Origin of the sequence: Halomonas garicola, assembly GCF_031935715.1 — a bacterium.
Lineage (GTDB): Bacteria > Pseudomonadota > Gammaproteobacteria > Pseudomonadales > Halomonadaceae > Vreelandella > Vreelandella garicola.
The window spans coordinates 1-26,391 of record NZ_JASSZF010000020.1 but is presented as its reverse complement, the minus strand read 5'-3'; the positions used below and the strand labels follow the sequence as shown (position 1 = coordinate 26,391).

General features: G+C 64.5%; 27 protein-coding genes. 13 read left to right on the top strand and 14 right to left on the bottom strand.

The window, feature by feature from the left end; translation table 11 throughout:
• Nucleotides 1–94: 94 nt before the first annotated feature.
• On the bottom strand, nt 95–1,309 hold the full coding sequence (locus RS027_RS08760; protein ID WP_311956192.1) for an MFS transporter: 1,215 nt from the start codon (nt 1,307–1,309) through the stop codon (nt 95–97).
• A 53-nt stretch (nt 1,310–1,362) separates the two neighbouring features.
• On the opposite strand from RS027_RS08760, the gene RS027_RS08755 reads away from it, so the two are divergent.
• Nucleotides 1,363–1,989 carry a DNA-3-methyladenine glycosylase family protein gene (locus tag RS027_RS08755; protein ID WP_311956190.1) on the top strand — a complete coding sequence of 209 codons (627 nt, stop codon included), beginning with the start codon at nt 1,363–1,365 and terminating at the stop codon, nt 1,987–1,989.
• A 10-nt stretch (nt 1,990–1,999) separates the two neighbouring features.
• Here the strand turns inward: RS027_RS08755 and RS027_RS08750 are convergent, their stop codons facing one another.
• Nucleotides 2,000–2,842: a TraX family protein gene (locus tag RS027_RS08750; RefSeq protein WP_311956187.1), complete on the bottom strand. Its 843-nt coding sequence runs from the start codon at nt 2,840–2,842 to the stop codon at nt 2,000–2,002.
• Between the two features lie 89 nt (nt 2,843–2,931).
• Nucleotides 2,932–3,477 carry an O-acetyl-ADP-ribose deacetylase gene (locus RS027_RS08745; protein ID WP_311956185.1) on the bottom strand — a complete coding sequence of 182 codons (546 nt, stop codon included), beginning with the start codon at nt 3,475–3,477 and terminating at the stop codon, nt 2,932–2,934.
• Nucleotides 3,478–3,658: 181 nt separating this feature from the next.
• On the opposite strand from RS027_RS08745, the gene RS027_RS08740 reads away from it, so the two are divergent.
• The 6 genes from RS027_RS08740 (at nt 3,659) to RS027_RS08715 (ending at nt 8,540) form a co-directional block, all read left to right on the top strand.
• Complete coding sequence (locus tag RS027_RS08740) at nt 3,659–3,952, top strand: sll1863 family stress response protein (protein WP_311956182.1); 294 nt, start codon at nt 3,659–3,661, stop codon at nt 3,950–3,952.
• Nucleotides 3,953–4,085: 133 nt separating this feature from the next.
• Nucleotides 4,086–5,051, top strand: coding sequence for a cytochrome ubiquinol oxidase subunit II (locus RS027_RS08735; RefSeq protein WP_311956179.1), 966 nt, complete (start codon nt 4,086–4,088; stop codon nt 5,049–5,051).
• Nucleotides 5,044–7,119, top strand: a complete 2,076-nt coding sequence (locus RS027_RS08730) for a cbb3-type cytochrome c oxidase subunit I (protein WP_311956176.1) — start codon at nt 5,044–5,046, stop codon at nt 7,117–7,119. The genes RS027_RS08735 and RS027_RS08730 overlap by 8 nt, the downstream gene beginning before the upstream one ends.
• Nucleotides 7,116–7,742, top strand: a complete 627-nt coding sequence (locus RS027_RS08725) for a cytochrome c oxidase subunit 3 (RefSeq protein WP_311956174.1) — start codon at nt 7,116–7,118, stop codon at nt 7,740–7,742. The genes RS027_RS08730 and RS027_RS08725 overlap by 4 nt, the downstream gene beginning before the upstream one ends.
• Nucleotides 7,739–8,044 (top strand): cytochrome o ubiquinol oxidase subunit IV, encoded by a 306-nt coding sequence (gene cyoD, locus RS027_RS08720; protein ID WP_311956171.1) that lies wholly within the window; start codon nt 7,739–7,741, stop codon nt 8,042–8,044. The genes RS027_RS08725 and cyoD overlap by 4 nt, the downstream gene beginning before the upstream one ends.
• Nucleotides 8,045–8,111: 67 nt before the next feature.
• Nucleotides 8,112–8,540 carry a carboxymuconolactone decarboxylase family protein gene (locus RS027_RS08715; RefSeq protein WP_311956168.1) on the top strand — a complete coding sequence of 143 codons (429 nt, stop codon included), beginning with the start codon at nt 8,112–8,114 and terminating at the stop codon, nt 8,538–8,540.
• A 40-nt stretch (nt 8,541–8,580) separates the two neighbouring features.
• On the opposite strand, the gene RS027_RS08710 is transcribed toward RS027_RS08715, so the two are convergent.
• Nucleotides 8,581–9,201: a GNAT family N-acetyltransferase gene (locus RS027_RS08710; RefSeq protein WP_311956165.1), complete on the bottom strand. Its 621-nt coding sequence runs from the start codon at nt 9,199–9,201 to the stop codon at nt 8,581–8,583.
• A 43-nt stretch (nt 9,202–9,244) separates the two neighbouring features.
• Here RS027_RS08710 and RS027_RS08705 point away from each other — a divergent pair, with 43 nt between their 5' ends.
• Nucleotides 9,245–9,577 carry a YnfA family protein gene (locus tag RS027_RS08705; RefSeq protein ID WP_311956240.1) on the top strand — a complete coding sequence of 111 codons (333 nt, stop codon included), beginning with the start codon at nt 9,245–9,247 and terminating at the stop codon, nt 9,575–9,577.
• A gap of 35 nt (nt 9,578–9,612) precedes the next feature.
• Here the strand turns inward: RS027_RS08705 and RS027_RS08700 are convergent, their stop codons facing one another.
• Nucleotides 9,613–10,491, bottom strand: coding sequence for a YicC/YloC family endoribonuclease (locus tag RS027_RS08700; RefSeq protein ID WP_311956162.1), 879 nt, complete (start codon nt 10,489–10,491; stop codon nt 9,613–9,615).
• A gap of 126 nt (nt 10,492–10,617) precedes the next feature.
• Between RS027_RS08700 and rph the strand changes: the two genes are divergently transcribed.
• Nucleotides 10,618–11,367: a ribonuclease PH gene (rph, locus tag RS027_RS08695; RefSeq protein WP_311956159.1), complete on the top strand. Its 750-nt coding sequence runs from the start codon at nt 10,618–10,620 to the stop codon at nt 11,365–11,367.
• A gap of 2 nt (nt 11,368–11,369) precedes the next feature.
• Here rph and RS027_RS08690 read toward each other — a convergent pair whose 3' ends face one another.
• A complete protein-coding gene (locus RS027_RS08690; RefSeq protein WP_311956156.1) occupies nt 11,370–12,137 on the bottom strand; it encodes an exodeoxyribonuclease III in 768 nt (255 codons plus the stop codon).
• A gap of 86 nt (nt 12,138–12,223) precedes the next feature.
• Here RS027_RS08690 and pyrE point away from each other — a divergent pair, with 86 nt between their 5' ends.
• Nucleotides 12,224–12,910 carry an orotate phosphoribosyltransferase gene (gene pyrE, locus RS027_RS08685; RefSeq protein WP_311956154.1) on the top strand — a complete coding sequence of 229 codons (687 nt, stop codon included), beginning with the start codon at nt 12,224–12,226 and terminating at the stop codon, nt 12,908–12,910.
• Here pyrE and RS027_RS08680 read toward each other — a convergent pair.
• The gene (locus RS027_RS08680; protein ID WP_311956152.1) at nt 12,903–13,388 is read right to left on the bottom strand and encodes a tRNA (cytidine(34)-2'-O)-methyltransferase; all 486 of its coding nucleotides are present in this window, start codon (nt 13,386–13,388) and stop codon (nt 12,903–12,905) included. The two genes, pyrE and RS027_RS08680, sit on opposite strands and share 8 nt — an antisense overlap.
• Nucleotides 13,389–13,518: 130 nt before the next feature.
• Between RS027_RS08680 and rep the strand changes: the two genes are divergently transcribed.
• A complete protein-coding gene (gene rep / locus RS027_RS08675) occupies nt 13,519–15,588 on the top strand; it encodes a DNA helicase Rep (RefSeq protein ID WP_311956150.1) in 2,070 nt (689 codons plus the stop codon).
• A gap of 82 nt (nt 15,589–15,670) precedes the next feature.
• Here rep and RS027_RS08670 read toward each other — a convergent pair whose 3' ends face one another.
• From RS027_RS08670 to RS027_RS08650, 5 genes are all read right to left on the bottom strand, one after another.
• On the bottom strand, nt 15,671–16,528 hold the full coding sequence (locus tag RS027_RS08670) for a c-type cytochrome (protein WP_311956147.1): 858 nt from the start codon (nt 16,526–16,528) through the stop codon (nt 15,671–15,673).
• Nucleotides 16,529–16,683: 155 nt separating this feature from the next.
• Nucleotides 16,684–17,607 (bottom strand): metal ABC transporter permease, encoded by a 924-nt coding sequence (locus tag RS027_RS08665; protein ID WP_311956144.1) that lies wholly within the window; start codon nt 17,605–17,607, stop codon nt 16,684–16,686.
• Between the two features lie 41 nt (nt 17,608–17,648).
• Entirely contained in the window at nt 17,649–18,773 is a 1,125-nt protein-coding gene (locus RS027_RS08660; protein WP_311956141.1) for an iron chelate uptake ABC transporter family permease subunit, read from the bottom strand.
• 3 nt (nt 18,774–18,776) lie between these two features.
• Nucleotides 18,777–19,640: a metal ABC transporter ATP-binding protein gene (locus RS027_RS08655; protein ID WP_311956138.1), complete on the bottom strand. Its 864-nt coding sequence runs from the start codon at nt 19,638–19,640 to the stop codon at nt 18,777–18,779.
• 26 nt (nt 19,641–19,666) lie between these two features.
• On the bottom strand, nt 19,667–20,644 hold the full coding sequence (locus tag RS027_RS08650) for a metal ABC transporter solute-binding protein, Zn/Mn family (RefSeq protein ID WP_311956135.1): 978 nt from the start codon (nt 20,642–20,644) through the stop codon (nt 19,667–19,669).
• Nucleotides 20,645–20,880: 236 nt separating this feature from the next.
• Between RS027_RS08650 and mntR the strand changes: the two genes are divergently transcribed.
• Nucleotides 20,881–21,369 (top strand): manganese-binding transcriptional regulator MntR, encoded by a 489-nt coding sequence (mntR, locus tag RS027_RS08645; RefSeq protein ID WP_311956133.1) that lies wholly within the window; start codon nt 20,881–20,883, stop codon nt 21,367–21,369.
• 13 nt (nt 21,370–21,382) lie between these two features.
• On the opposite strand, the gene RS027_RS08640 is transcribed toward mntR, so the two are convergent.
• Nucleotides 21,383–23,551, bottom strand: a complete 2,169-nt coding sequence (locus tag RS027_RS08640) for a heavy metal translocating P-type ATPase (protein WP_311956130.1) — start codon at nt 23,549–23,551, stop codon at nt 21,383–21,385.
• A 135-nt stretch (nt 23,552–23,686) separates the two neighbouring features.
• Here RS027_RS08640 and RS027_RS08635 point away from each other — a divergent pair, with 135 nt between their 5' ends.
• Entirely contained in the window at nt 23,687–24,142 is a 456-nt protein-coding gene (locus RS027_RS08635) for a MerR family transcriptional regulator (protein WP_311956128.1), read from the top strand.
• An 8-nt stretch (nt 24,143–24,150) separates the two neighbouring features.
• On the opposite strand, the gene nhaD is transcribed toward RS027_RS08635, so the two are convergent.
• Entirely contained in the window at nt 24,151–25,617 is a 1,467-nt protein-coding gene (gene nhaD, locus RS027_RS08630; RefSeq protein WP_311950969.1) for a sodium:proton antiporter NhaD, read from the bottom strand.
• Nucleotides 25,618–26,391: the final 774 nt, after the last annotated feature.

Below are 26,391 nucleotides of genomic sequence, written 5' to 3'. Positions count from 1 at the left end.
GGCGACACAGCAGGATGAATAAAAAGCTGACGCAGCCACCCGGTAAGGGGCGGCCCCCGTCATCAACCGTTACCGCAGTGATACAAGCGCCGGATTATCGCATATCCGGCCTGGGGACTGTAGAGATATTGCCGCCTCCGCGCCGCTCCATGCGCTGCCCCAGCGCGAACAGCGCAAGCCCTACAAGCGCCAGGGCGGTGCCGACAAGGCCAGTGCTCGACCAGCCAAGCTCGGCGCTGATGGCAAGCCCGGCAAGCCACGCCCCCAACGCGTTGGCCGCGTTGAACGCGGCGTGGTTGAGCGAGGCGGCCATGGTCTGAGCCTCTTCGGCCACGTCCATCAGCCGGGTCTGCAGCGCCGGCGCCAGGGCAATGCTGGTGCCCACCAGCGCCACCGAGACAAGCCCCGTCCAGACGTTGTCAGCCGCGAAGAAAAACAGCCCCTGTACCACCGCGCACCACACCAGTATCCACGGTATGGCGCGCAGCAGATTCCTGTCCGCGGCGCGCCCGCCCACTACGTTGCCGGCAAGCGTGCCCAGCCCAAACACCGCCAGCACCAGCGGCCCCAGGGCTTCGCTCATGCCCGCCTGGCGGGTCAGCGTGGGCATGGCGTAGCTGAAAATCGCGAACATGCCGCCACAGCCGATGCAGGCCACCGCCAGGGTCATCAGCACCCGGCGCTTAAGCAGCGCAGAAAGCTCGCGCACCGGGCTTGCGGCCTCATCCACCGGCTGCACCGGCACCCACAGACGGATGCACAGCGCGGTAATCAGCGCGTTGACGCCCACCGCGGCAAAGGCGATCTGCCAGCCGAACTGGTTGCCCGCCCAGGTGCCCAGCGGCGCGCCGATGAGAATGGCCACGGTGAGCCCCAGCATCACCCGGGACACCGCCCGGGCGCGCTGGTCCACCGGCACAGCCCCGGCCGCCACCAGCGCGGCCACGCCGAAGTAGGCGCCGTGGGGCAGCCCGGCAACAAAGCGCAGCGCCACAAAGGAGACAAACCCCGGCGCCAGCGCACTTGCCACGTTGCCCACGGCAAACAGCAGCATCAGCGCCATGAGCAGCCCGCGCCTGGGCGCCCGGGCGGCAAGCGCAGCGATCAGCGGCGCGCCGACCACCACCCCCAGCGCATAGCTGCTGATGGCATAGCCCGCCTGGGGGACGGTCACGGCCAGGTCTTCCGCTACCCGGTTCATCAGCCCCATGATGACAAACTCGCAGGTACCGATGCCGAACCCGCCCAGCGCCAGCGAAAACTCGGCCAGACGGGGATGGGCGGCACGGCCGGGCGTTGACTGCTGCATGAAGACTCCTGAACGATGGCTATTGCCGACATTAGCAAACACAGGAAAATACCATGCCACAACGCGACCTTGAACTCGGTGACCTTGAACATGCCCTGCAGGCGCTAGCCGGCCAGGACGCCGATATCGCCCGGGCGCTGCCCCAGGTCGGCGTACCCGAACCGCGCCGGCGCGACAAGGGCTTTGCCACCCTGCTCGGCACCATTGTCAGCCAGCAGATATCCACCGAGGCCGCGAGCGCCATTAGCGGGCGCCTGAAGGAGCGCCTGCCGGCGTTAAGCGCCCGGGCCGTTGCCGCCGTCGACGGCCAGACGCTGCGCGACGCCGGGCTTTCCTGGCGCAAGGTGGAATATGCGAAAGGGTTGGCCGAGGCCGAGCTTGCGGGCACCTTCAACGCCGCCGCCCTGGAGGCCATGAGCGACGCCGACGCCGTTGCCGCCATCACCGCCCTGCGCGGCTTCGGCCGCTGGAGCGCAGAAATCTACCTGATGTTCTCGCTGGCGCGCGGCGATATCTTCCCCGCCGACGACCTGGCCCTGCGCGTCGCCCTGAGCAAGCTAAAAAGGCTGGATGAGCGCCCCACGCCCGGCCAGTCGCTCCGCCTGGTGGAGCACTGGGCGCCCCACCGCAGCGCCGGGGCGCTGTTTCTGTGGCACTACTATCGCGGCGCCCCGGTTTAGGCGGCCGGGTTTACAGGCCAATATCCGCCTGGCCGACGGCCAGCAGAAAAAGCGCAATCACGGCAAAGTGCCCGGGGTACCAGGCAAGCCATGCCCGCCGCGGCATCAGCCAGGGCGACCTGGGAATCAGCGCGCAGGCCCCGGCGGCGAGCAGCAGCACGCATAGCGTGGTTACCACGGTAAACGACTTGGCCGTATCGGAGCTGTTCATCATGCCGGCCACCGCCAGCAGCGGCAGGCAGGCGGCGACGGCTCCAAGGCGCGAGGAGAGCGCCGGGCCTGCGCGAAACAGCGGGCCGATTGCCAGCATGAAAAACGGCACCAGCAAGAGCCCCAGGTGCGAGTACTCTACCCAGGGGCCAATCAGGTACCACGCCACCGCCACCAGCACGGCCTCCAGCGCCATCCGCCCGGCTACTGAGGAACCCTGCTGCCAGCGCTGCGGAAGCCGCGTCAGCCAGGTACCGGCCAACAGTCCCAGCCCTAGCGTGAAGCAGATGTTGAACTGCACCAGCGCCTCCCGGGGCATCAGCTGGTAGGGCAGCTGGGCCACCACGCCAATCACCATCACCCGGCGGGCATAGCGCACCGGGTTGCGCGTGTTAAACAGGCCGTGCCAGGCCACCATGCCGGCAAACAGCGGAAAGGCAATGCGCCCCACGGTGCTGTCGACCCAGCCAAGCCCCCAGCTCCCCGTGGCCATGTAGCGCGCCACGTGGTCCAGCGTCATGGTGATCAGCGCCAGCCACTGCCCCCAGCTCGTCCAGTCGGACGACGGGCGCGTTGGCGCGGCGCTTGCCGGCGATGTCACGGACGACGGCGGCGGCTGAGGGCTTGGCGCAGTAGAAGACATGGGGCACTCCAGGTAGTCGGGTTGCCATGAAGACAGCCGCCCGCGCGGCAAGTTCGACGCCCTTCACGCCCGGGCAGGCGAGTTCAAGATTATTGCGCAAAGTCCCGGCCGGCCACCCGACGAAACGCCGCCGCATCGTTCTCGCTGAAAAAGCACAGCGTTACCCTGAGCGCCGGGTAGTTCGGAAGCTCCTCCTCCATCACCCGGAGCACGACCCGGGCAGCCTCATCGAACGGATAGCCGTAAACCCCGGTGGAGATCGCCGGAAAAGCGATGCTCTGGCAGTCGCGCTCGCCGGCCAGGCGCAGCGCGTTGCGGTAGCAGTCGGCCAGCAGCCCGGACTTGTCCTCGTTCTTGGCGTACACCGGCCCCACGGTGTGAATCACATAGCGCGCCGGCAGCTTGAAGCCACCGGTGAGCGCGGCCTGGCCGTCCGGCAAGCCGTCGGGCCAGTCGCTGTCGCGCAGCCGCTGGCAGGCCGCCTTCAGCTCCGGACCGGCGGCGCGGTGAATCGCGCCGTCGACGCCCCCGCCACCCATCAGGCTATGGTTGGCGGCGTTGACGATGGCATCCATATCAAGCGCAGTGATATCGCCGGTGATGACTTTCAGGCGAGAGGCAATATCGGTAGTCATGGCAGGCTCCTTCGCACGCGATGAACAAGCCATGATCATCACCCCGGCCAAAGCACTCTGACAAGAGCCACCGGCCGCGTCTTGCCATGCCGGCAGCAAACTGCCATGGTCAAAGCGACGCTCGACACATTTAAGCTTTGACCCTCTACCCTCTGATCACCGACCAGGAAGACAGCGACTTATGAGCCAACGCGACGCCTACGAGCAGAAACTGCGTGCCAAGCTGGATGAATGGCAGGCCGAGATCGATCGGCTCCGCGCCAAGGCCCGGAGCGCCGAGGCCGATGCCCAGCTCAAAAAGGAACAGGAGCAGGAAGCCGAGCGTCTGGAAGAGCAGCGCGATGAGATGCGCCAAAGGCTGGACAGGCTGCGCGACGCCAGCGACGACGCCTGGGACGACATCAAGGACGGCGCCGAACGCGCCTGGAGCTCGGTCAGCGACGCCTTCAACAAGGCCCGCTCGCGCTTCAAGTAAGCGCCCCGCTACCCCGGCGCCAAACGCCCGGGGCTTTTACCACGCCATGGCTAAGCGCCGGCAAAGCGCCCTACACTGTTTTTGATCTTCGTTCGACCTGCCACATTTTTCGGCGGTCAAGGATTATCAAGCCATGAACGCTAAGCATGAGGGGTTGATGCATACCGCTGGCTACCTGGGCATGGTAGGCCTGCTGATAGTGCCGGGCTCATTGCCCGGCAGTGCCCTGGGCGCTAACTCCTTTCTTACCCCGCTGGGCCCGGTGGCAGATGCCGAGCGTGAGTATCTGCTGGATATCATCGGCATCACCATGATCGCTATTATGCCGGTGCTGATTGGCGTGCCGCTGATCCTGTGGCGCTATCGGCGTGGCAATAAACGCGCCACCTACCGTCCCCACTGGACATTTTCCAAGCCGCTGGATATTGCTATGTGGGGCGTGCCGGTGCTGATTATCAGTTTTCTCAGCGTCTGGCTTTGGCACCATACCGTGAAATACGACCCCTACAAGCCGCTGGGCGTCGACCCGCTGCATATTCAGGTGGTGGGGCTTGACTGGAAGTGGCTGTTTATCTACCCCGAGCAGGGCGTGGCCAGCGTGGGCGAAATGGCCCTGCCCGTCGATCGTCCGGTGTCGCTGAGTCTGACGACGAATACGGTCATGCAAAGTTTCATGGTGCCGGCGCTGGCCGGGCAGATTTACGCCATGGCGGGCATGCAGACTCAGCTCAACTTTATTGCCGACCGCCCGGGCACCACCCGCGGGCAAAATACCCAGTACACCGGCGCGGGCTTCTCCGAGCAGTTTTTTACCGTGCATGCCCTGCCCGAGGGCGACTGGCAAGGCTGGGTAGCCAAAGCCCGCACCGCGCCGCTGGCGCTGAACAAGCGCACCTATGCCAGGCTTGCCAAACGCGGCTCCCGGGCCGAGGCTCGCCAGGCGCTGGCGCCTGGGCAGGACTCGGGGCCGCTGTTGTTTGCGTCGGTGCCCCCGGATCTTTTCCAGCAAATCATCAACCGCTATCACGACGGCAAAGGGCTGACGGCGCAGCAGCAGCCGGGCTCGCCCGCCTACCGGGCCGGAGGCGAAAATGAATGAGCTGATATTCGGCCGGCTGGAGTGGTCGAGCTTTTTCATCCACGAATTTATCGCCGAGCCGAGCATCGACAGCGCCGTGGCCGCCGGGGCAGGGCTCGCGGTGGTACTGGGGGCGCTGGCCCTGCTCGGCGTGCTGATTCGCTACCGGCTCTGGGACCGGGCGTGGCGCGACTGGCTGACCAGCGTTGACCACAAGAAAATCGGCATCATGTATATCGTGCTGGCGCTTGTGATGATGGCCCGGGGCGTGGCCGAAGGCGTCGTCATGCGCGCCCACCAGGCCACCGCGCTCGATGGCGGCGTGCTGTCGGCCGAGCACTTCGCCCAGCTGTTCAGCACCCACGGCACCATCATGATCCTGTTTGTCGCCATGCCGCTGCTGATCGGCCTGATCAACTACGTGGTGCCGCTGCAGATCGGCGCGCGCGACATGGTCTTTCCGGTGATGAACCAGGTCAGCCTGGGGCTAACCACCGCCGCGGCGGCGCTGATCATGGTATCGCTGGTGGTGGGCCACTTCGAAACCGGCGGCTGGTCGGCGTATCCCCCCTACACGGGGGCCGACTTCAACCCCGGCGTGGGGCCCGACTACTGGATCTGGGCGATTGTGCTGTCGGGCATCGGCACCACCCTCACCGGCATCAACTTTGCGGTCACCATCTACAAGTCGCGTGCGCCCGGCATGCATTTCATGCGCATGCCGATGTTTACCTGGACCGCCCTGTGCACAGCGATCATGATCGTCTACGGAATGCCCCCGCTCACCGTCGGCTCGCTCATGCTGGCCCTTGACCGCTATCTGGACTTTCACTTCTTCACCAACGATCTCGGCGGCAACATGATGAACTACGCCAACATCTTCTGGATGTTTGGCCACCCCGAGGTGTATATCGTGGTGCTGCCGTCGTTTGGCGTTTTCTCGGAAATTTCCGCTACCTATGCGGCCAAGCGTCTTTACGGCTACGCCTCGCTGGTGTTCGCCACCATGGCCATCGCGGCCGTTTCGTTCACCGTCTGGCTACACCACTTCTTTACCATGGGGCAAAGCGCCAGCGTCAATATCGCCTTCGGTATTGCCACCATGGTTATTGCCGTCCCCACCGGGGTCAAGATCTACGACTGGATGGCTACCCTCTATCGCGGGCGCATACGCCTCACCGCCCCCATGATCTACATGTTGGGCTTTTTCTTTCTGTTCGTCATCGGCGGGCTGAGCGGCGTAATTCAGGCCAACCCCACCGTGGACTTTCAGGTACACAACACGCTGTTTCTGGTCGCCCATTTCCACAACGTGCTGATCCCGGGCACGCTGTTTGGCCTGCTCGCGGGGATCCACTACTGGTTTCCCAAGGCGTTTGGCTTTCGTCTGGATGAGCGCCTGGCAAAGCGCGGGGCCTGGCTGTGGATCATCGGCTTTTGCTTTACCTTTCTGCCGCTTTACTGGCTGGGGCTGTTGGGCATGCCGCGGCGCTCGGCGAGCTTCAGCGACCCGGCCTTTGTGCCCTGGATGCTGGTCACGCTGGCCGGCGCGCTTACGCTGCTGGGCGCTTTTTTCACCATGCTGCAGACGGGCTGGGTGAGCGTTCGCGATCGTGCGCGGCTGGCGGTGCCCATAGGCGACCCCTGGGACGGGCGCACCCTCGAATGGTCCGTTCCCGCCCCGCCCCGGGAGTGGAACTTCGCCGCCACGCCTCGGGTGCATTCGCGGGACGCTTTCGCCGTCGAGAAAGAAGCCGGCCACCCCTATCAGCCGGCGCAGCGCTATACAGACATCGAGATGCCCAAGGCCACCTCCATGGGCATGGTGGTAGGCGTTGCCGGCACTCTCATGGGCTTTGGGCTGATATGGCACATATGGTGGCTGGCCATGGTGGGCCTGCTGGGTATGCTCGCCAGCATGGTCGCCCGCGGCCTTGTCATCGATACGCAGCATACGCTTTCAGCGGCCGAGCTTGAGCAGGCACATCGCGACTGGCTTACCCAGGTGGCCAGCACTCGCGCCGTCACCCGCGATGAAGAAACCACCCCTGGCAACCGCGGCCTTGCCGCGGCGGATGTAGTGCCATGACACGCGATACTCTTCTCCATCCCGGCCTCAACCTGGGCGCCGCGCACGGCACGGCCCATACGCGCTCGGAGCCTGTGCTCTTCGGCTTCTGGGTTTTCTTGATGAGCGATCTCATCATCTTCGGCATCCTTTTTGCCACCTACGTGGCCATGCGCGACGGTACGGCGGGCGGGCCGGGGCCCCACGAGCTGTTCAACCTGTCAAGCATCGCCGTTCAGACCGGGCTTTTGCTACTGAGCAGCATGACCTACGGCTTGGCCAGCCTGCAGCTCAAGCATGGCAACGGCCAGCGCTACAGGCTGGTGATTTGGCTGATCATTACCGCCGCGCTGGGGTTGGCTTTTCTGGGGTTCGAGCTGGCCGATTTCCACAGCATGGCCCAGGAGGGCGGCGTGCCTTCGCGCAGCGGCTGGCTGTCGGCCTATTACGCTCTGGTGGGCCTGCACGGCCTGCATATTACCCTGGGTCTGCTATGGATCGCGGTCATGCTGGTTCAGATTCGCGTGCTGGGGCTGAATGGCCTGGTCAAAACGCGATTGCTGATGCTGGGGCTGTACTGGCACTTTCTGGACCTGGTATGGATCGGTATTTTTTCCATTGTGTTTCTTGCGGGGGTCGCATGAAATCCACGGCTTGGCAGCGTGAACGGAAACACTACCTGATTGGCGGCTTGCTCTCGCTGATTCTCACCGCCGTCGCCTTTATCGCCGTCATGGGGATCGAGCTTTCCCGCCCTGCGACGCTGGCCGTTATCGCCATCGCGGGAGTGGCTCAGCTGATCGTGCAGGTGCGCTTTTTTCTACACATCGACCTTAGCCGGCAAAAACGCGAGGACCTGCACCTCATCCTGTTTTCGCTGCTGCTGCTGACACTCATGGCCGGCGGCACTATCTGGATCATGGGCGACCTGGCCGGGCGCATGTAGCGGCTGGCCTTTGCCCCACATACCCACCACAATCGGGCCATATTTCAATGTGCTAAAGGAGGAAGATTTGGCTACCGAGCGTTACCAGCAGGGCATGGACAAACTCAAGGAGCTGACCACTCCGGAAGCCGGCAAGCCCACCGGCCATATGGAAGTCGGCGAAAGCTTCAAGGGTATCGCTCCGGACCTTACCCGCATGGTGGTCGAGTTCGCCTTCGGCGACGTCTACTCGCGCCCGGGGCTTGAGAACAAGCAGAAAGTGCTGGCTACCATTTCCGCGCTGGTCGCCCAGGGGACCCCGCAAATCGGCATGCACGTGGTCACCGGCCTGAAAGTCGGCCTCACTCCGGACGAAATCGCCGGCTGCATCATCCACCTCATCCCCTACGTCGGCTTCCCCCGCGCGTTAAGCGCGCTGAAGGTCGCCCAGGACGTGTTCGCCGAAGAAGGCGTGGTGATCAGCGAAAAGCTGGCCGAAGAGCTGAAGCAACGCTAAGGGGCAAGGCGCCGGCTACCCGGGTCTGTGGGATGCCGATTTATCGGGCGAAGCGGCGCTGCATAAACCAGTGATTGACCCCGATGACCGGCTGTTCGGCCACGGTAGTAAAGCCAAACCGCTGGTAAAGCCGGACGTTGGCCGTCAGATCGGTTTCGAGGTATCCGACCAGCTGGCGCTCGCTCAGCTCGTCGCAAAGCCGCTGAAAGAGCGCGCTGCCGATGCCCTGGCCTTGCCGCTTGGGCGCTACCGCCATCGGGCCGAGGTGGGCGTGCCGGGGCATTTGGGCGTCCTGCTGCGCCCAGACCCGCGTCCAGCGGTAGACCCGCCACAGGCCGCCCGGGCCGCTGGCTGAAAACAGGGCCGGCAGGGCGCGGAGCTTGTCGGCAAGCGCCGGCTGGCAGCGGCCGGGCAGAGAAAGCCCGGCCACGCCAACAAGCTCATCCTCGGTAAAGGCACCCAGCACCACGCCGTTAACCGCCTGGCGACGCATAAAGGGCGCAAACATGGCGCTTAGCGCACGCTCCCGGCGCGCCGGCTGACTGCCGAACGCCCGAATATGGGTAGGGTTATCGCGCATGCCCCGGCCCAGCAGCGCGCTGGCGGCGGGTATCTCCGCGACGGCAAGGCGGCGTATGCTAACGGCATTGGATTGGCTCATGATATGCATGATGCCTGATAACACGACCAGGGAACCAATGTTACTGCCTGATAGTAAAACCGTGGGGCTGTTTCTCCTTACCGCGCTTGCCGAAATCGTCGGCTGCTATTTGCCCTACCTCTGGCTGCGGGAAGGAAAGACGGCCTGGCTACTGATTCCGGGGGCGCTGAGCCTTGCCGCCTTTGCCTGGCTGTTAACGCTGCACCCTACTGCGGCGGGCCGGGTCTACGCGGCCTACGGCGGGGTCTATATCTTTACCGCGATCATGTGGCTGTGGCTTGTCGATGGGATAAAACCCACGGCGTGGGATCTGGCAGGCTCCGCCGTGGCGCTTTTGGGCATGGCGATTATCATGCTGGGGCCGAGGGCGGCCTAATCGTACTGTCTGCTCCCCACCCACACGGCACCCGCTCACTCAACGTTCTGCACCTGCTCGCGCATCTGCTCGATGAGCACCTTTAGCTCCACCGCGCGGCGGGTGGTCTCGGCGACCAGGGATTTGGACGAGAGAGTGTTGGCTTCGCGGTTGAGCTCCTGCATCAGAAAGTCCAGCCGGCGGCCCTTGGGGCCTTGCTCGGCGAGCTGGCGGTGGGCTTCTTCGACGTGGGCATCCAGCCGGTCAAGCTCTTCGGCGACGTCGCTTTTTTGCGCCACCAGCACCAGCTCGGCTTCAAGGCGCTGGGGCTCAAGCTCGGTGCGGGCGGCATCCAGGCGTTCCAGCAGTTTTTCGCGCTGGGCCTGCTGTATTTCCGGCATCAGCGCGCGTACGGCGGCCACTTCGCGGCGCACGCCCTCAAGCCGGGTCGCAATCATTCCGGCAAGCTTTTCCCCTTCCCGGGCCCGGGCCTCAATCAGCTCGTCCAGCGCCCGCTCGAACAGCGACCGGGCGGCGGTGAGAACGACGTCGCTATCCTGACGGCCGCTTTCCAGCACGCCGGGCTGGTTGAGCAGGTCCAGCGCGGTGGGCGCGGCGGTGCCGGGGACTTCGCGCTGGACGACTTCCAGCGCGCGGGCAAGCTCGGCCAGGTAGGCGGTATTCACCGCCGGGGCGTGGCCGGCTTCCGCGGTATCCAGGCGCAGGGTGCACTCCACCTTGCCCCGGGCCAGGCGCTGGCGCAGGGCCTCGCGCAAGGTCGGTTCCAGCGCGCGCAGCGGCTCGGGCAGGCGGAAGGTCGGCTCCAGATAGCGCTGATTCACCGAGCGCAGCTCTATCTGAAGGGTGCCAAAGCCTTCGGCCTGCTCGGCGCGGGCGAAGGCGGTCATGCTGTGAACGGATGCTGTAGCGGACATATCGACTCCCGAATCCTCATTTTTTGCCAGTTTATCCGATATCCCGCCGGAACCGGGCAAGGCATGTACAATGACCGGCCCGATTTTCGTCTTTACCTATCCAGACTAACCACGAGGTAGCCCATCATGAGCAAGGTGTCTCAACCCGAGGTCATCCGCCCAAGCGACCGTGCGCCCGACGAGCCCCGGGCGGTGCGGCTAACGCGGAACTATACCCGCCACGCCGAGGGCTCGGTGCTGGTGGAGTTTGGCGACACCAAAGTACTGTGTAACGCAAGCGTGGAGGCCGGCGTGCCCCGCTGGCTGCGGGGCAAGCGCCAGGGCTGGGTCACCGCCGAATACGGCATGCTGCCGCGCGCGACCCACACCCGGGGCGGGCGCGAGGCGACCCGGGGCAAACAGGGCGGGCGTACGCTTGAAATCCAGCGGCTGATCGGGCGCAGCCTGCGCGCGGCGGTGGATCTGAAAAAGCTCGGCGAGTTCACCATCACCGTGGACTGCGACGTCATTCAGGCCGACGGCGGCACCCGCACCGCGGCGATTACCGGCGGCTGCGTGGCGCTGGTGGATGCGCTGCGCTACCTGCAGCGGGAGAAAAAGATCAAGGCCGACCCGCTCAGGCAGCTGGTCAACGCCGTCTCGGTAGGCCTATACCGAGGCGTGCCGGTAGCGGATCTGGACTACGCCGAGGACAGCAGCGCCGACACCGACACCAACGTGGTGATGACCGAAGCCGGCGGGTTGATCGAGGTGCAGGGCACCGCCGAAGCGGGCGCGTTCAGCCGTACCCAGCTCAACGCCATGCTCGACCTCGCCGAACAGGCCGGCGGCCAGCTGACCCGCTATCAGCGCGAAGCGCTGGAAATGCGCGGCTGAATTTATAAAGCCAGGTCGTACTCGACGATCAGCGGCGCGTACTCGGAGAAGGTAGCGTCGTAGTCGATCCAGGCGTCGACCACGTGGCGGCGAAAGTTGGGCCCGACCATCTGGTAGTCCAGCCGCCACCCTTCCTGGCGCACCCGGGGCACGTCCTGATCAAGCTTTGGCCACCAGGTATATTCGCTGGCGTCGCGGTTGATCTCGCGAAACGTATCGATAAAGCCGGTGGGGCCGAGAACATGGTCCATCCAGGCGCGCTCCTCGGGGCGAAAGCCCGGGGTCAGCTGGTTGTCGGACCAGTTGGTCAGATCGATCGTCTTGTGCGCCACGTGCCAGGTGCCGCAAATGATGTATTCGCGGCGCTTGCGCGCCATTTTGCTCAGGTATTCCTGATACTGTTCCATGAACTGCTGCTTGGCGCGCTGGTCGCGGCCGTCGGGCATCAGGAAGGTGGCAATGCTGAAGCGGTCGTAGTCGGCCTGCAGAAAACGCCCTTCGTGGTCGCACTGGGGAAAGCCCAGGCCGTACATGATAGCTTTGGGAATCTTGCGGCAGTACAGCGCCACGCCGGAAAAACCGTCTTCTTCGGCGTCGAGAAAATAGCCTTCGTAGCCCTCGGGATAAAGAATGTGATCGCCCAGCTCGAAGCTTTTTACCTGAGTATCCTGCACGCAGACCACATCGGCGTCCTGCTGCGCCAGCCAGTCCAGAAACCCACGCTCGACGGCGCCGCGAATACCGTTGACATTGATGCTGGCAATTTTCATAAATCGTCCCTTTTGCGTCGCTGCTGTATGATACCCGACGTTTCCACCTTTGGGTAAATCCCCCCAGCAAAAAAGCGAGGAGTGCCGTGGCTGCCCCCCGATCATCCGATCCCCAACACGCTCTCAAACCCTATCAGCGCGATTTCATCCGCTTTGCCATCGAGCAGGGCGTGCTCAAGTTCGGCGAATTCACGCTGAAGTCCGGCCGCGTCAGCCCGTACTTTTTCAACGCCGGGCTGTTTCAAACCGGCGGTGCGCTGTCACGCCTCGGGCGCTTTTACGCCCGGGCCATGGTGGAAAGCGGCCTTGCCGCCGACGTGCTGTTCGGCCCGGCCTACAAGGGCATTCCGCTGGCCGCGGTCACCGCGGCTGCCCTTGCCGACCACCACGACCGCGACATGCCCTACGCCTTCAACCGCAAGGAGGCCAAGGCCCACGGCGAAGGCGGCAGCATCGTCGGCGCATCGCTTGAGGGCGATATCTTCATCATCGACGACGTCATCACCGCCGGCACCGCCGTGCGCGAGGTGATGGATATCATCGCCGAGCACAGCGCCCGGGCCGCCGGGGTCCTCATCGCCCTGGACCGCCAGGAGCGCGGCCAGGGCAAAAAAAGCGCGATTCAGGAAGTCGAGGCCACCTACGGTATGCCGGTAGTAAGCATCGTCACTCTGGACCAGGTGCTTGAGTACCTGGAAGAGCACGCCGGCCCCGAGATGCAGCCCCACGCCGAGGCCATCCGCGACTACCGCGCGCGCTACGGCATCAGCTGATATCTGCCTGAGCCTCAACCGCGCCGGCAAAATCGTTTTGCCGCCAGGCCTCGAAGCTGACCAGCGCCACGGCGTTGGAGAGATTGAGGCTGCGGTTATTGGGCCGCATGGGAATGCGCAGCTTGTGCGAGCCGGGCAGGCTTTGATGAACCTCGGCGGAAAGCCCGGCGGTTTCCGAGCCGAACAGCAAAACGTCCCCCGGGGCGAAGGCGGCGTCGGTATAAAAGCGCGTACCGCGCGTGGTCAGCGCCCACACGGTGCGCCCCTGCATGGCGCGCATAAAAGCGCTAAAATCCGCGTGCCGGGTGACGTTGGCCGCATCGCGGTAGTCCAGCCCCGCCCGGCGCAGCTTGCGCTCTTCCAGATCAAACCCCAGCGGCTCGATCAAATGCAGCCGGCAGCCGTTATTGGCCGCCAGGCGCATGATGTTGCCGGTATTGGGTGCCATGCGCGGCTCGAACAGCGCAATCTCGAACATGTGTTTTGCCTCGTTGACCTTTCGCCTAGTTAAGTCACGGCGCCGATTATCGCAGCCGGCAACACGCCCCTGCCAGCGCGACGCGTTTTTTGCCCGGGCGGTCACTACCGTGATGCCCAAGGAGTCCCCGATGAACCCCAGCATTGCCCAGCGCCTGCGCGGCCTGAACCCCCGCCAGCAACAAGCGGTACGCGCCATCGACGGCCCTTGCCTGGTGCTCGCCGGTGCCGGCTCGGGCAAGACCAGCGTGATCACCACCAAGATTGCCTACCTGGTCAAGGAGTGCGGCATGAGCGCCCGGCGCATCGCCGCGGTGACCTTCACTAACAAGGCCGCCCGGGAGATGAAGGAGCGCGTGGGCGGGATGCTACAGGGCAAGGAAGGCCACGGGCTTACGGTCTCGACCTTTCACACCCTGGGGCTCAACATCATCCGCGGCGAGCTCAAGACGCTGGGCTACAAGCCGGGCTTTTCGCTGTTTGACCCCGAAGACGCCAAGGCGCTGCTGCGCGACCTGATGGACAAGGACGCCCAGGTCGACGCCGAGGCGATCAACGCCGTACAGGGCATGATCTCCCAGTGGAAAAACGACCTGGTGCTGCCCGGCGAGGCGCTGTCCCACGCCGCCGATGACGACGCCCACTACGCCGCCCGGGTGTACGAAGCCTACGTGCGCCACCTGCGCGCCTACAACGCCGTGGACTTTGACGACCTGATCCTGCTGCCGGTGGTGCTCTTGCGCGACGACCCCGAGGCGCTGGCCCGCTGGCGGCGCAGGATCCACTACATGCTGGTGGACGAATATCAGGACACCAACGTCAGCCAGTACCTGCTGGTCAAGCTTCTGATGGCCGAACGCCAGACCTTCACCGTGGTCGGCGACGACGACCAGTCGATCTACGCCTGGCGCGGCGCGCGGCCGGAAAACCTCGTCACCCTGGGCGAGGATTTCCCCCGGCTCAACGTGGTCAAGCTGGAGCAGAACTACCGCTCAACCGGCACCATTCTGCGCGCGGCCAACGCGCTGATCGCCCACAACCCCCACGTCTACGAAAAGACCTTGTGGTCGCAAATGGGCGACGGCGCGGCCATCCGCGTGGTGGTCAACCGCCACGAAGAGGCCGAGGCCGAGCGGGTGGCAAGCGAGATCCTCACCCGCCGGATCAAGGAGTCCGCCGCCTGGCGGGACTTCGCCGTGCTTTACCGGGGCAACTTCCAGGCGCGGCTTTTGGAGCTTAAGCTGCAGCACTACCAGATCCCCTACAAGCTCTCCGGCGGCACCTCGTTTTTCTCCCGGGGGGAAATCAAGGACGCCATGGCCTACCTGCGCCTGCTGATCAACCCCGGCGACGACAACGCCTTTCTGCGCATCGTCAACGTTCCCCGCCGGGAGATCGGCCCGTCCACGCTTGAGAAACTCGCCAACTATGCGACGGAACGCGAAGCCTCGCTGTTTGCCGCCTGCCACGAAATGGGTCTCGAGCAAACCCTGCCCGAGCGCGCGGTGGAAAGGCTTGCGCGCTTTACCCGCTTTATCGACGGTACCCGCCGGCGCATGGACGAGGGCGACGCCATCGCCGCTATTCGCCGGATGATGACGGAGATGGACTACGAGGCCTGGCTGTATCAGAACGCCAGCGCCCCGACCGTGGCCGAGCGGCGCATGGCCAACGTGTGGACGCTGATCGACCAGCTGGAAAAATCCCTCGACCGCGAGCCGGAAGACGACGACGCCGACAGCACCGACTCGACGGCGACCCAGACCGACAGCGTCGAAGACGCCATTTCCCGGCTGGTGCTGCGCGACATCCTCGAACAGCAGGCCGAGGAAGACGACTCCGACCGCGTGCAGCTTTTAACCATGCACGCCTCCAAGGGGCTGGAGTTTCCCCACGTCTACCTCATGGGGCTGGAAGAGGATCTTTTGCCCCACCGCAACGCCGTGGAAAACGGCACCGTGGAGGAAGAGCGCCGCCTTGCCTACGTGGGCATTACCCGGGCGCGCCGGACGCTAACGCTGACCCTTGCCCGCCAGCGCAAGACCTACGGCGAGCTTTCCGACTGCACCCCCAGCCGCTTTCTCGACGAGCTGCCGGCAGAGGATCTGGAGTGGGAAGGCCGCCCCGACAAGGAAGACCCGGAGAAAAAGCAGGCCCGGGGGCAAAGCGCCATCGCCGGGCTGCGCTCGCTTCTGGACTGATGATCGGGCACAAAAAACCCCGCAGGGCCGGCGGATAAAACCGGCTCTGCGGGGTCAGGCGCGATACCGCTATGGCGTTACGTTACTGCGACTCTTCCACCATGTAGTCAACGGAAGCCTTGACCTCGTCGTCGGACAGGGTGGCATGCCCGCCCTTGGGCGGCATGGCGTTGAAGCCGTTGATCGCATGGTCGTAAAGCGTATCCATGCCCTTCTCGATGTGCGAAGCCCACTGCTCGGCGTTGCCGGAAATCGGCGCACCGGCAGCCCCGGTAGCGTGGCAGGCCATGCAGGCCTGGTTGAAGATGGCCTCGCCGTCGATGTCGGCCCAGGCAACATCGCCGCCGGCACCGTCATCGGCCTGGCTGTCTTCACCGCCTTCGTCGGCGCTTTCGGCCGCGACGGCCTCTTCTTCGGATGCGCCGTCTTCAGCCGCTTTATCCTCGGCCGACTCGTCGCTCTGCGCCGCGTCCTCCGCTGCGGCATCGTCGTCGGGCACGTCCATTACCGGTTCGACCATGTAGGCCACGGCGGCGTGCATGTCGTCATCGCTAAGGTTGGGGTTGCCGCCCTTGGCCGGCATGCCGTTAAAACCGTTGATGGCGTGATCCAGCAGGGTGTCAAAGCCCTTGTCGACCCGATCGGCCCAGTCTTCTTCGTTGCCGCGCACCGGCGAGCCGGCGGCTCCCGTGTCGTGACAGGCGGTGCAGACGTTGCCGTAAATCTCTTCGCCGTCGGCCGCGCCGCCGTCGTCACTGCTGCTATCGGCGGGCTCTGCCGACGCAGAGCCGCAGTCCTGGCTTGCCAGGCAGACCTCGCCCACCGGCGCCAGACGCTCGGCAATGGCGTCCTTGTCCACTTCGGCCTGGGCGCCGGCAACGCTTACCAGCACGCCCAATGCCGCCAGACCGCTTTTGATTAGCTTGGAATCCACTCTCATTACCTCGTTGTATTATCGTTGAAACCTGCACGAGCCTCTGCGCGCGGCGGCGTCGGCGACGGTCAGCCGTGACGCCCGGGCGAGTCTATCGCGGTAGTATACCGGCAACGCCAGGCCCGGAAAATGCCGGGCGGCGCCTTGCCGCGGTTTCAGGGTCAATACAAGGCGGATTCGCGGCTGTCGGCGAGGCCGCGGGCACGCTGACGACGCAGGCGCTGGCTAACCACGCCGTAGCGCGGCCCGGCGATAAACGCCAGCAGCAGAAACACCCCGGTCATTACCGCCATCATGCCGCCGATGGACACGTCCCAGTGCACGGCGATGAAGTAGCCGCTCACGCTTGCCGCGGTGGAAATCACAGCGCCCAGCACCAGCATCAGCCAGAGGCGGTCGGTGAGCAGGTAAGCCGCCGCCGGCGGGACGATGGCAAAGGCGATGAACAGCACCGCACCCACGGCGTCAAAGGCGGCAACGGCGGTGGAACTTGTCAGCATCAAAAGCGCGTAGAACATCAAGCCGGGGGCAAAGCCCAGCGCCTTGGCCAGCGCCGGGTCAAAGGTGGAAAGCTTGAGCTCTTTGAAGAACAGGCCAATAAACGCAAGGTTGAGCGTAAGCATGATGGTCATGGAAACCACCGCCTGGGGAATGTGGTAGCCCAGCACGCTGACGGTATCCAGCCACACAAAGCCGATCTCGCCCAGCAAAACCGTGTGGGTGTCGATGTGCACGTCGTGGGCGTAAACGTTAAGCAGCAGTACGCCAATGGAAAAAAGCGCCGGGAACACCAGCCCGATGGCGGCATCCTGCTTCATCCGTTTGGAGCTGGCCAGAAGCTCGGTGAGAAACACCGTTAAAAGGCCGGTAAGGGCCGCGCCGATCAGCTGCACCGGGCCGCTCTGGTGGTGGGTCAGCATCCATACCACGACGATGCCGAGCACGATGGAGTGGCTGATGGCGTCGGACAGCATGCTGTTGCCGCGCAGTACCAGAAACGTGCCCACCATCGAGGAAGCAGTGCCCACCATCGCCCCCACCAGCATGATTTGTAGCTCGATATTGTTGAAAAATGCCTCAAGCATGATGGCCCCTGTGGTAAAAGTGCCGGGTGGTAAAAATGCCGTTAAGCCGCGTTGAACATCGCCGTGACCTGCTTCGCCTCACGAACGCCCTTAGGGGTTAGCCGCCACTGACGGGCGGGCTTGCCCGCCGCTGCCTCAGGGCGCGTAGCGGTCAAAAGCCCCTGGCGCTTCAGGCGGTAAAGGGCAAAAGCGGTAAAGGCGCTGCGGCTAAGCCAGGGGCTGCGCTCGTGCTCTTCCTGCTCGAGGCGCGTCTGGTAAAGCACGTAAAGAATCTGGTTCTTGTGCAGCGCCCAGCGCTGGCGCACCAGGCGCAGGGATTCCCAGAGAATGCCTCGGCCGGGCGCCACGGCAAGCGACACCAGCACAATGGCCGAGGCGCTGAGGACAATCAGCGGCCCGGTGGCAAGCCCCCGGCCCAGGGTGCTGATGGTGGCGCCGGTAATACCGCTGATCACCCCGACGCCGGCGGCAATCACCACCATGCCGCCCAGATGGCGGCTCCACTGGCGGGCGGCCACGGCCGGGGCCACGACCATGGCGGCCATCAGCACCACGCCGACCATCTGCAGCCCCACCACCACCGCAAGGGTGATCATGGTGGTCAGCATCACGTCGATCAGAGTCACGGGCATGCCCAGGGTGCGGGCAAACTCGGCGTCAAACGTCACCAGCTTGGCCTGCTTCCACAGCGCGGCCAGCACTGTCAGAGCCACCAGGGTAATCCCGCCCATGAACCAGACGTCCGAACGCAGGGTGGCCGCCGCCTGGCCGAAGAGGAAGGCATCCAGCCCGCCCTGGGAGGCGTTGTCGGTCCCCTGGATATAGGTCAGCAGAACCACGCCGATGGCAAAGAACAGGCTCAGGCAGGTGCCCAGCGCCGCGTCGGTCTTGAGCCGGCTTAGGCGCGTCAGCGCCAGCATCAAAAGGGCCGCCAGCCCGCCGGTGATCATGGCGCCGACCATGATGCTGCCCATGTTGCGACTGCCGGCCACAATGAAGCCCAGGCACACCCCGGGAAGCGCGGCGTGGGAGATGGCATCGCCCAGCAGGCTCTGCCCGCGCAGCACCGCAAAGCTGCCCAGAGCGCCGCTGATGATACCCAGCAGCGCCGCCCCCATAACCACGTTTTGAAAGGTGTAGTCACCCAGAATCGATAGCCAGGACATGAGTTATTTCGCGCGCTCTATTGCCGTGAAGGGCGGTGTCTTGAAGGACGATGCCGTGAAGGACGGGTCCTGCGTTGCCGCGGGGTCGTCAGCCGTAGGCGCAGCCTCTTTGTCGGCCACGCCGCCGGCAAACCGATGGCTTTCATCCAGCAGCGCAATCTGGCCGCCGTAGGCGCGCTTCAGGTGCTCGCCGGTAAATACTTCCTTCGCCGGACCCGAGGCAACCACCTGGACGTTGAGTATCAGCAGCCAGTCGAAGTAGCTGGTCACCGTCTGCAGGTCATGGTGTACCACGATCAGCGTCTTGCCAGCGTCGCGCAGGCGGCGCAGGATGTCGATGATCGCCCGCTCGGTAGTGGCGTCCACCCCGGCCATGGGCTCGTCGAGGAAGTAGATATCCGCCTGCTGCACCAGCGCCCGGGCGAGAAACACCCGCTGCTGCTGGCCGCCGGACAGCTGGCTGATCTGGCGGTCGGCAAAATCCTGCATGGCCACCATGTCCAGCGCGTCAAAGGCTTCCTGGCGCTCGCGGCGGCCGGGGCGTTTGATCCACCCCAGACGGCCGTAAAGTCCCATCATCACCACGTCGAGCACGGTCGTGGGAAAGTCCCAATCCACGCTCGAGCGCTGGGGCACATAGCCGATGCGCTTGCGCTGGGCCTTGTACGACCGGCCGTGAAAGCTCACGCTGCCAGAAAGCGGCGGCACCAGCCCTAAAAGGCTTTTGATGAAGGTACTCTTGCCCGCTCCGTTGGGGCCGACGATGCCGGCCATGACCCCGGCGGGAACGTCAAGATTGACGTCCCACAGTACCGGCTTGTTGTGATAGCTCACGGTCAAATGCTTGACCTTGACGGCGGAATCCATAGTGATACCCCTGTTGTGCTGTTCGCTTACGCTTCGTCGAGGTCCCAGCGCTCGGCCCAGGACGCCAGGGCGTCCGGCAGCGGGGCTACCTCGCCGCCCAGGGCCTCGACAATGGCCTGGGTGTTGGCACGTAGCATCCCGATATAGGTACCGTCAGCGGTGCCTTCCTTGCCCATGGCGTCGGAATACAGCTGGCCACCGATCACCACTTCGTGGCCGCGCTGTTCCGCCGAGTCGATCACCGCCTGGACGGTGCGCGGATTAATGGTGCTTTCGATAAACACCGCCGGCACTTCGCGCTCGATGACGGTGTCGGCCATGTGGCGAATGTCGGCAATGCCGGTTTCGGTATCGGTGCTGATGCCCTGAATACCTTCCACCTCGATGCCGTAGGCGCGGCCGAAGTAGTTGAAGGCATCGTGGGCGGTGACCAGAATGCGCTGCTCTTCGGGAATGGTTTCAACGCTTTCCTTCACCCACTGATGCAGCGCACCGAGCTGCTCGGTGTAGGCCTCGGCGTTGGCTTGAATGCTGTCCTTGCACTCGGGGCGGGCCTCGATGAAGGTCTCGCCGATGGTGTCCACGGTTTGGGCCCAGAGCGAGACATCCATCCACACGTGGGGATCAATGCCGTAAACGTCGTCGGCAGTGAGCATCCGGGAAAGATCGATGGACTCAGGCGATACGGCTACGGTCGTTTTCCGGCGCGAGAAGTTTTCCAGCACCTCGCCCAGCTGGCCTTCCAGCGAATAGCCCGCATAGAGGATCTGGTCGGCATTGCGCAGGGTTTTCACATCGCTGGCGCTGGCCTGATAAAGATGCGGATCGACCCCCGGGCCCATCATGGGCTCCGCTGCCACGCACTCGCCGCCGACCTCGCTGGCAACGTCGGCAATCATGCCGATGGTGGTCACCACGTTGAGCGGTGCCTTTTCAGGTTCGGCGTGGGCCAGCGGGGCAGCCAGCGCCATTGCCAGCAGCGGGGCGGCATAGCGGGTGTTCATGGGGGTCTCCTGAGCAAGCGTATTTACTGTACAAATATTCAACGAGCCAATATTTAGCGTACAGTCAGAAAGTAAGCCTTGGCTAAGTTTAGAGAGGCGACCCGCCAAACACAAGAAAAGCTTGCGCTATCTTCGGTATCCGGGCCCGGCTTACGGCTTCATGGCAAAATGCGCTACCATGGGTTCGGCTTTATGCCGTTCACACCCACTTTTCATGTCGAGACGCTGCTGTTTTCATGAGTCATGATTTCAAGCCCCAAGGGGCGTTTGCCCACAGCGCAAGCGTGGACGCGCTGCCGCCGGTCGAGCAGCACGCGCGCCAGTACGCCACGGTGCGCCAGGCCCATGAAACCGAACTGATCGAAGACTACGTCGAGCTGATCGGCGATCTGCTGACCCATCGCGGGGAAGCTCGGGCGGCGGATATCGCCGCGCGCATGGGGGTCAGCCAGGCGACGGTGTCAAAGATGATCCGCCGGCTCAACGAGCTTGAGCTGGTCACCAGCCGCCCGTACCGCTCGCTGTTTCTCACCAGGGCGGGCAAGGCCATGGCGTCCCAGTCCCGGGAGCGCCACGATATCGTGCTGCATTTCCTGCGCGCGCTGGGGGTGAGCGACGACGCTGCCCGCATCGACGCCGAGGGCATGGAACACCACGTAAGCGATGAAACCCTCGACGTCATGCAGCGCTATATCGCCGCGACCGCCCGGCAAAGCGAAGGCTAAAAGCGGCCGCCGGTTAAAACCGGTGGCGCAGCAGGCGCATGGCGTTAAGCGTCACCAGCACGGTGGCGCCGGTATCGGCCATCACCGCGATCCATAGCCCGGTGATACCCAGCGCCGTGGTCACCAGAAAGATCGCCTTGAGCCCCAGCGCCAGCGCCACGTTGGTCTTGACGTTGGCAAGCGTCGCCCGGGACAGCCGAATCAGCTCGGCGATGCCTGCCACCCGATCCTTGAGCAGCGCGGCGTCGGCGGTTTCCAGCGCCACGTCGGTGCCGCCACCCATGGCAACGCCTACGTCTGCCGCCGCCAGCGCCGGGGCGTCGTTGATGCCGTCGCCGACCTTGCCCACCGGCCCTTCGCCTGCCTCTCGCCACTCGGCTACCCGGGCAGCCTTGTCTTCGGGCATCAGCCCGCCGTGGGCTTCGATGCCCAGCAGTTTGCCGATCGCCGCCGCGCTGCGGGGGTTATCGCCGCTCAGCATGACCGCCCGTATGCCCAGCCGGGAAAGTGCATCAAGCCCTGTGCGGGCATCTTCCCGGGGCTCGTCGCGCAGGGCGATAGCGCCCACGGCCACGCCCGCTTTCACCAGCACGGTGACGGTCTTGCCATCCTCTTCAAGCGCCTGGATATGCGCCTCGTCGGCGTCGCTGAGCGAGGCGATACTCGCCGCGTAGCCGGGGCTGGCAAGGATCACCTCCTCGCCGCCAATGCGCCCGCTGACGCCGGCGCCGGCCAGCGCCCGGCCGCCTTCTACCGCCGGCAGCGCAAGGCTCCGCGCCTTGGCCTGGCTGACAATGGCGGCGGCGATGGGGTGGCCGGATTCGCGCTCAAGCGCAGCGGCAAAGGCCAGCACGTCGTCCTCGGCGGCACCCTGCCAGGCGTCGATGTCGGTGACTTCCGGGGCACCGGCGGTGAGCGTGCCGGTTTTATCCAGCGCGATCACCTTGAGCTTGCCCAGGCTTTCGAGCACCGCGCCGCCCTTGATCAGAAGCCCGTGCCGGGCCCCGCTGGAAAGCCCCGCGGCAATGGCGGCGGGCGTGGAGATCACCAGCGCGCAGGGGCAGGCAATCAGCAATAGCGCCAGCGCCCGGTAGACCGATTCCGACCACGCCATGCCCGCTACCAGCGGCGGCAGCACGGCAAGCGCCAGCGCCAGCGCTATCACCGCGGGCATGTACCAGCGGGCAAAGCGGTCGATGAAACGCGCCACCGGTGCCTTGGCCGCCTGAGCCTCTTCCACCAGGCGGATGATACGCGCGATGGTGTTGTCCTCGGAGCGGCGGGTGACCTCTACGGTCAGCGCCCCGTCGCGGTTGATGGTGCCGGCAAACACCTCCTCGCCTGCGCTCTTGTAGCGCGGCTCGGCCTCGCCGTTGACCGGCGACTCGTCGAGGTAAGAGCCGCCCTCGGCAATGCGGCCGTCGCAGGGCATTCGATCCCCCGGGCGGACCAGCACGCGCTGCCCCGGGGCCAGCGTTTCCGCTGCGACTTCGGTGACCTCCTCGCCGTCAAGCCGCCGGGCGGTCGCCGGCGCCAGGTCGGAAAGCGCGGCAATACTCCGCCGCGCCCGGGTCGAGGCCACGCCCTCCAGCAGCTCGCCGACGGCAAACAGCACCACCACCACGGCGGACTCTGCCGCCGCGCCGATGATCAGCGCCCCGGCGGCGGCAATGGTCATCAGCGATTCGATGGTGAATACTTCGCCCACGCGAAGCGCCTGCCACGCCGACCTGGCAATGGGGTAAAGCCCGACCAGGGTCGCCGCCACGAAGGGCCAGTCGCCAAGCACGGGCCAGAACAGATGGAGCACGGCCGCCACCGCCAGCAGCGCGCCGCTGACCAGTACCAGCTTGCCCTTGGCGCTTTGCCACCAGGCGGTTTCCGGCGTAGCGCCGGCCGCAGACGACGTCCGTTCGTCGTGAATGACCTCGTAGCCCAGCCCGCGCATCGCCTGATCGATGGCTGCCTCATCGGGTGGCGTCTTCCCTTCAAAAAACACATCCAGCGTGCCCGCTGCGGCGTTGGCCTCAGCATCAACCACACCTTTTACGCGAGACGCGGCCGCCACCGCCTTGCGCTCGCAGCCGCCGCAGTCCATGCCGCTCACGCGGAAGCGCTCGTACGGCGTCTTTCCGCCTTCGGCGCCGCGGGGGTTCAGGGTCTCGCTAGCAGATAGCGTCATTCACATTCTCCCGGCCGACTGGCCTTGCATTCCGGGTATCTACGTTCAAAATAGGACCTAAAGCCACTATAGGTTCAATATCCGTGGCAAAATCCGGTGACACCATCCGGTTGAAGACGCGAGTCGGGAGGCAAAATGCAGGAACAGGAGACGTTCAGCATCGGCGCGCTGGCAAGCCGGGCCGGCTGCCAGGTGCAGACCGTGCGCTACTACGAGCAGATCGGCCTTTTGCCCGAGCCCGCGCGCAACGCCGGCAACCAGCGCCGCTACAGCACCGCCACTCTGCGTCGGCTGACGTTTATCCGCCATTCGCGGGATTTCGGCTTTTCGGTGGAGGCCGTGCGCGAGCTGCTGGGCATGGCCGATCATCCGGACATGCCCTGCGACCACGCCGACGCCATCGCCAAGCGCCACCTGGAAGAAGTGGAAGCGCGGATTGAGCGGCTTTCCGCCCTGCGCGACGAGCTGAAAAGGATGGTGGCCCAGTGCGCCGGCGGCCGAGTGGAGGAGTGCCGCATTGTGGAAGTGCTAAGCGACCACGACCAGTGCCTCCACGCCAGCGGCCACGGCGGCCGGGAAGCAATTCGCTAGGGCAGCGCTCAGAACATCGAGGCGTTGACCAGCAGGTGCGCGCCGACGCTTGCGGCGTAGCCGAGCAGAATGGCCGGCATCCAGCGCAGGTGTACGGCAAAGGTATAAATGCCCCTGGCCTGGCCCATCAGCGCCACGCCCGCCGCCGAGCCCATGGCCAGGAGGCTGCCGCCGACGCCGGCGGTCAGGGTGATCAGCAGCCAGTTGCCCTCGGACATATCCGGGGCCATGGAGAGCACGGCAAACATCACCGGAATGTTGTCCACCACGGCGGAAATCATGCCCAGGATAACGTTGGCCAGCGCCGGATGGCCGCCGCCGTAGAGGCTTTCGGAGAGCAGGCTCAAATAGCCCAGAAACCCAAGGCCGCCCACCGACATCACCACGCCGTAGAAGAACAGCAGGGTGTCCCACTCCGAGCGCGCTATCCGGCTGAAGATATCGAATGGCACTACGCTTCCCAGCTGCTCGAGCTTGCGCCAGTCGCCGCGGCGGGAGTAGCGCTCGCGCTTGCGTTCAAGCGAGCGCGGCAGGCTGCGGCGCAGGTAGTAGCCGAAAAACTGCAGCATCCCCAGGCCGAACATCATGCCCATGGCCGGCGGCAGGTTGAGCACCGAGTGGCACAGCACCGAAATCGCCACGGTAAACAAAAACAGCAGCACAATGCGCCGGGCACCGCGCTTGAGCCAGACGGTTTCGGTCAGCGACGCCGGCTTCTGGTTGACGATGAAAAAGTTCATGATCAGCGCCGGCACCATGAAGTTGACGATGGCCGGAATCAGCAGAGCAAAAAAGCCGCCGAAGGGAATCTGCCCGGCCTGCCATACCATCAGCGTGGTGATGTCGCCAAAGGGGCTGAACGCGCCGCCAGCGTTAGCCGCCACCACCACGTTGACGCAGCACAGGCTGATGAACTTGTTGTCGCCTTCGGCGACCTTGAGCACCACCGCGCACATCAGCATGGCCGTGGTCATGTTGTTGGCAATGGACGAAATCCAGAACGCCAGAACGCCGGTAATCCAGAACAGGCTGCGGTAGCTGAAGCCCTTGTACACCAGCCAGGCGCGCAGCTTGTCGAACACCCGGCGCTCCTCCATGGCGTTGATGTAGGTCATCGCCACCAGCAAAAACAAGAGCAGCTCGGTGTATTCCAGCAGGGTTTCGCGAAAGGCGTTTTCGGCCACGTCCGGCAGCCCCGCGCGCATGTACATCCACGCCACCAGCGTCCAGATCAGCCCGGCGGCGATCAGCACCGGCTTGGACTTGCGCATATGCAGTATTTCTTCGCTCATCACCAGCGCGTAGGCCAGCAGGAAAATCACCACCGAGGCGATGCCGGCCACCGAGAGCGTCAGATCGAGCGGTCCGGCGTCGGCAAAGGCAAAAGCGGGAAAACACAGCAGACAGGCAGCAAGAAACCGCCGGCGGACCCGAAGAGAGCGGGGCCGGGAGGCAGGGGCGTTGAAGGGTCGCATGGCACAAACCTTGGGAGGCAGGAGAGGAGAGAAAACCTGCTAATGATAAGCACCCTAAGGGAAGCCCGCAACACGCGCGGCAAGAAATACCAATACCGGCGAGCGGGATGCGCACTCCGGCGTTAATGGGCCACCGGCAGAGCGCATTGGAACGTTATGACAAGAGGAAAGCTATTGGCCCGGCCGGTCCGACTGGGCAGGCGCTCCCGGCCGGCTAAGGGGTGCCGACTGGCTCGACTGGCCCGGCTGGCCAGCTCCGGCTCCGCCGGTCCGGTCCGGCATTTCCTGAGCAGGGCCTTCACTCGCTCGCGGGCTCGGCTCCGGGCTATCCGGATGGCTGCTGCAGGCGGCTAGCGCAACAATGCAGGCAGCAGACAGCGAGGACAGTAGCAGCGGACGTACGTTGTTAAGCATAAATCCCCAGGCGTTTTATCAGCAGATCAAAGTGCGACACATACAAGAGAGCAAGAACTATGTGCCGCACTTCGATAGAGTTTAAAAGTGTAAGAAAGAATCGTTACCTATTGGCTATTACCAGGTAGTTACCAAGTAGTATCTTCCTCATCCTCGTCGCCCGTTTCCGGCGTGCCCGGCTCAGGCTGCTCGTCTTCGCCGAAGCCACCTTCTGTCTGGCCGTTGGTCTGCGGCCCTCCCTGTGTGTCAACCTGAATCCATACACCGGCTCAGTGAGTTAAACTCGATTTCAGAGCCCGAGGTTCAGGAGCCCATATCATGCCTAAACCGCCAACCGAGCTGCCCGATCACCAGGTCACG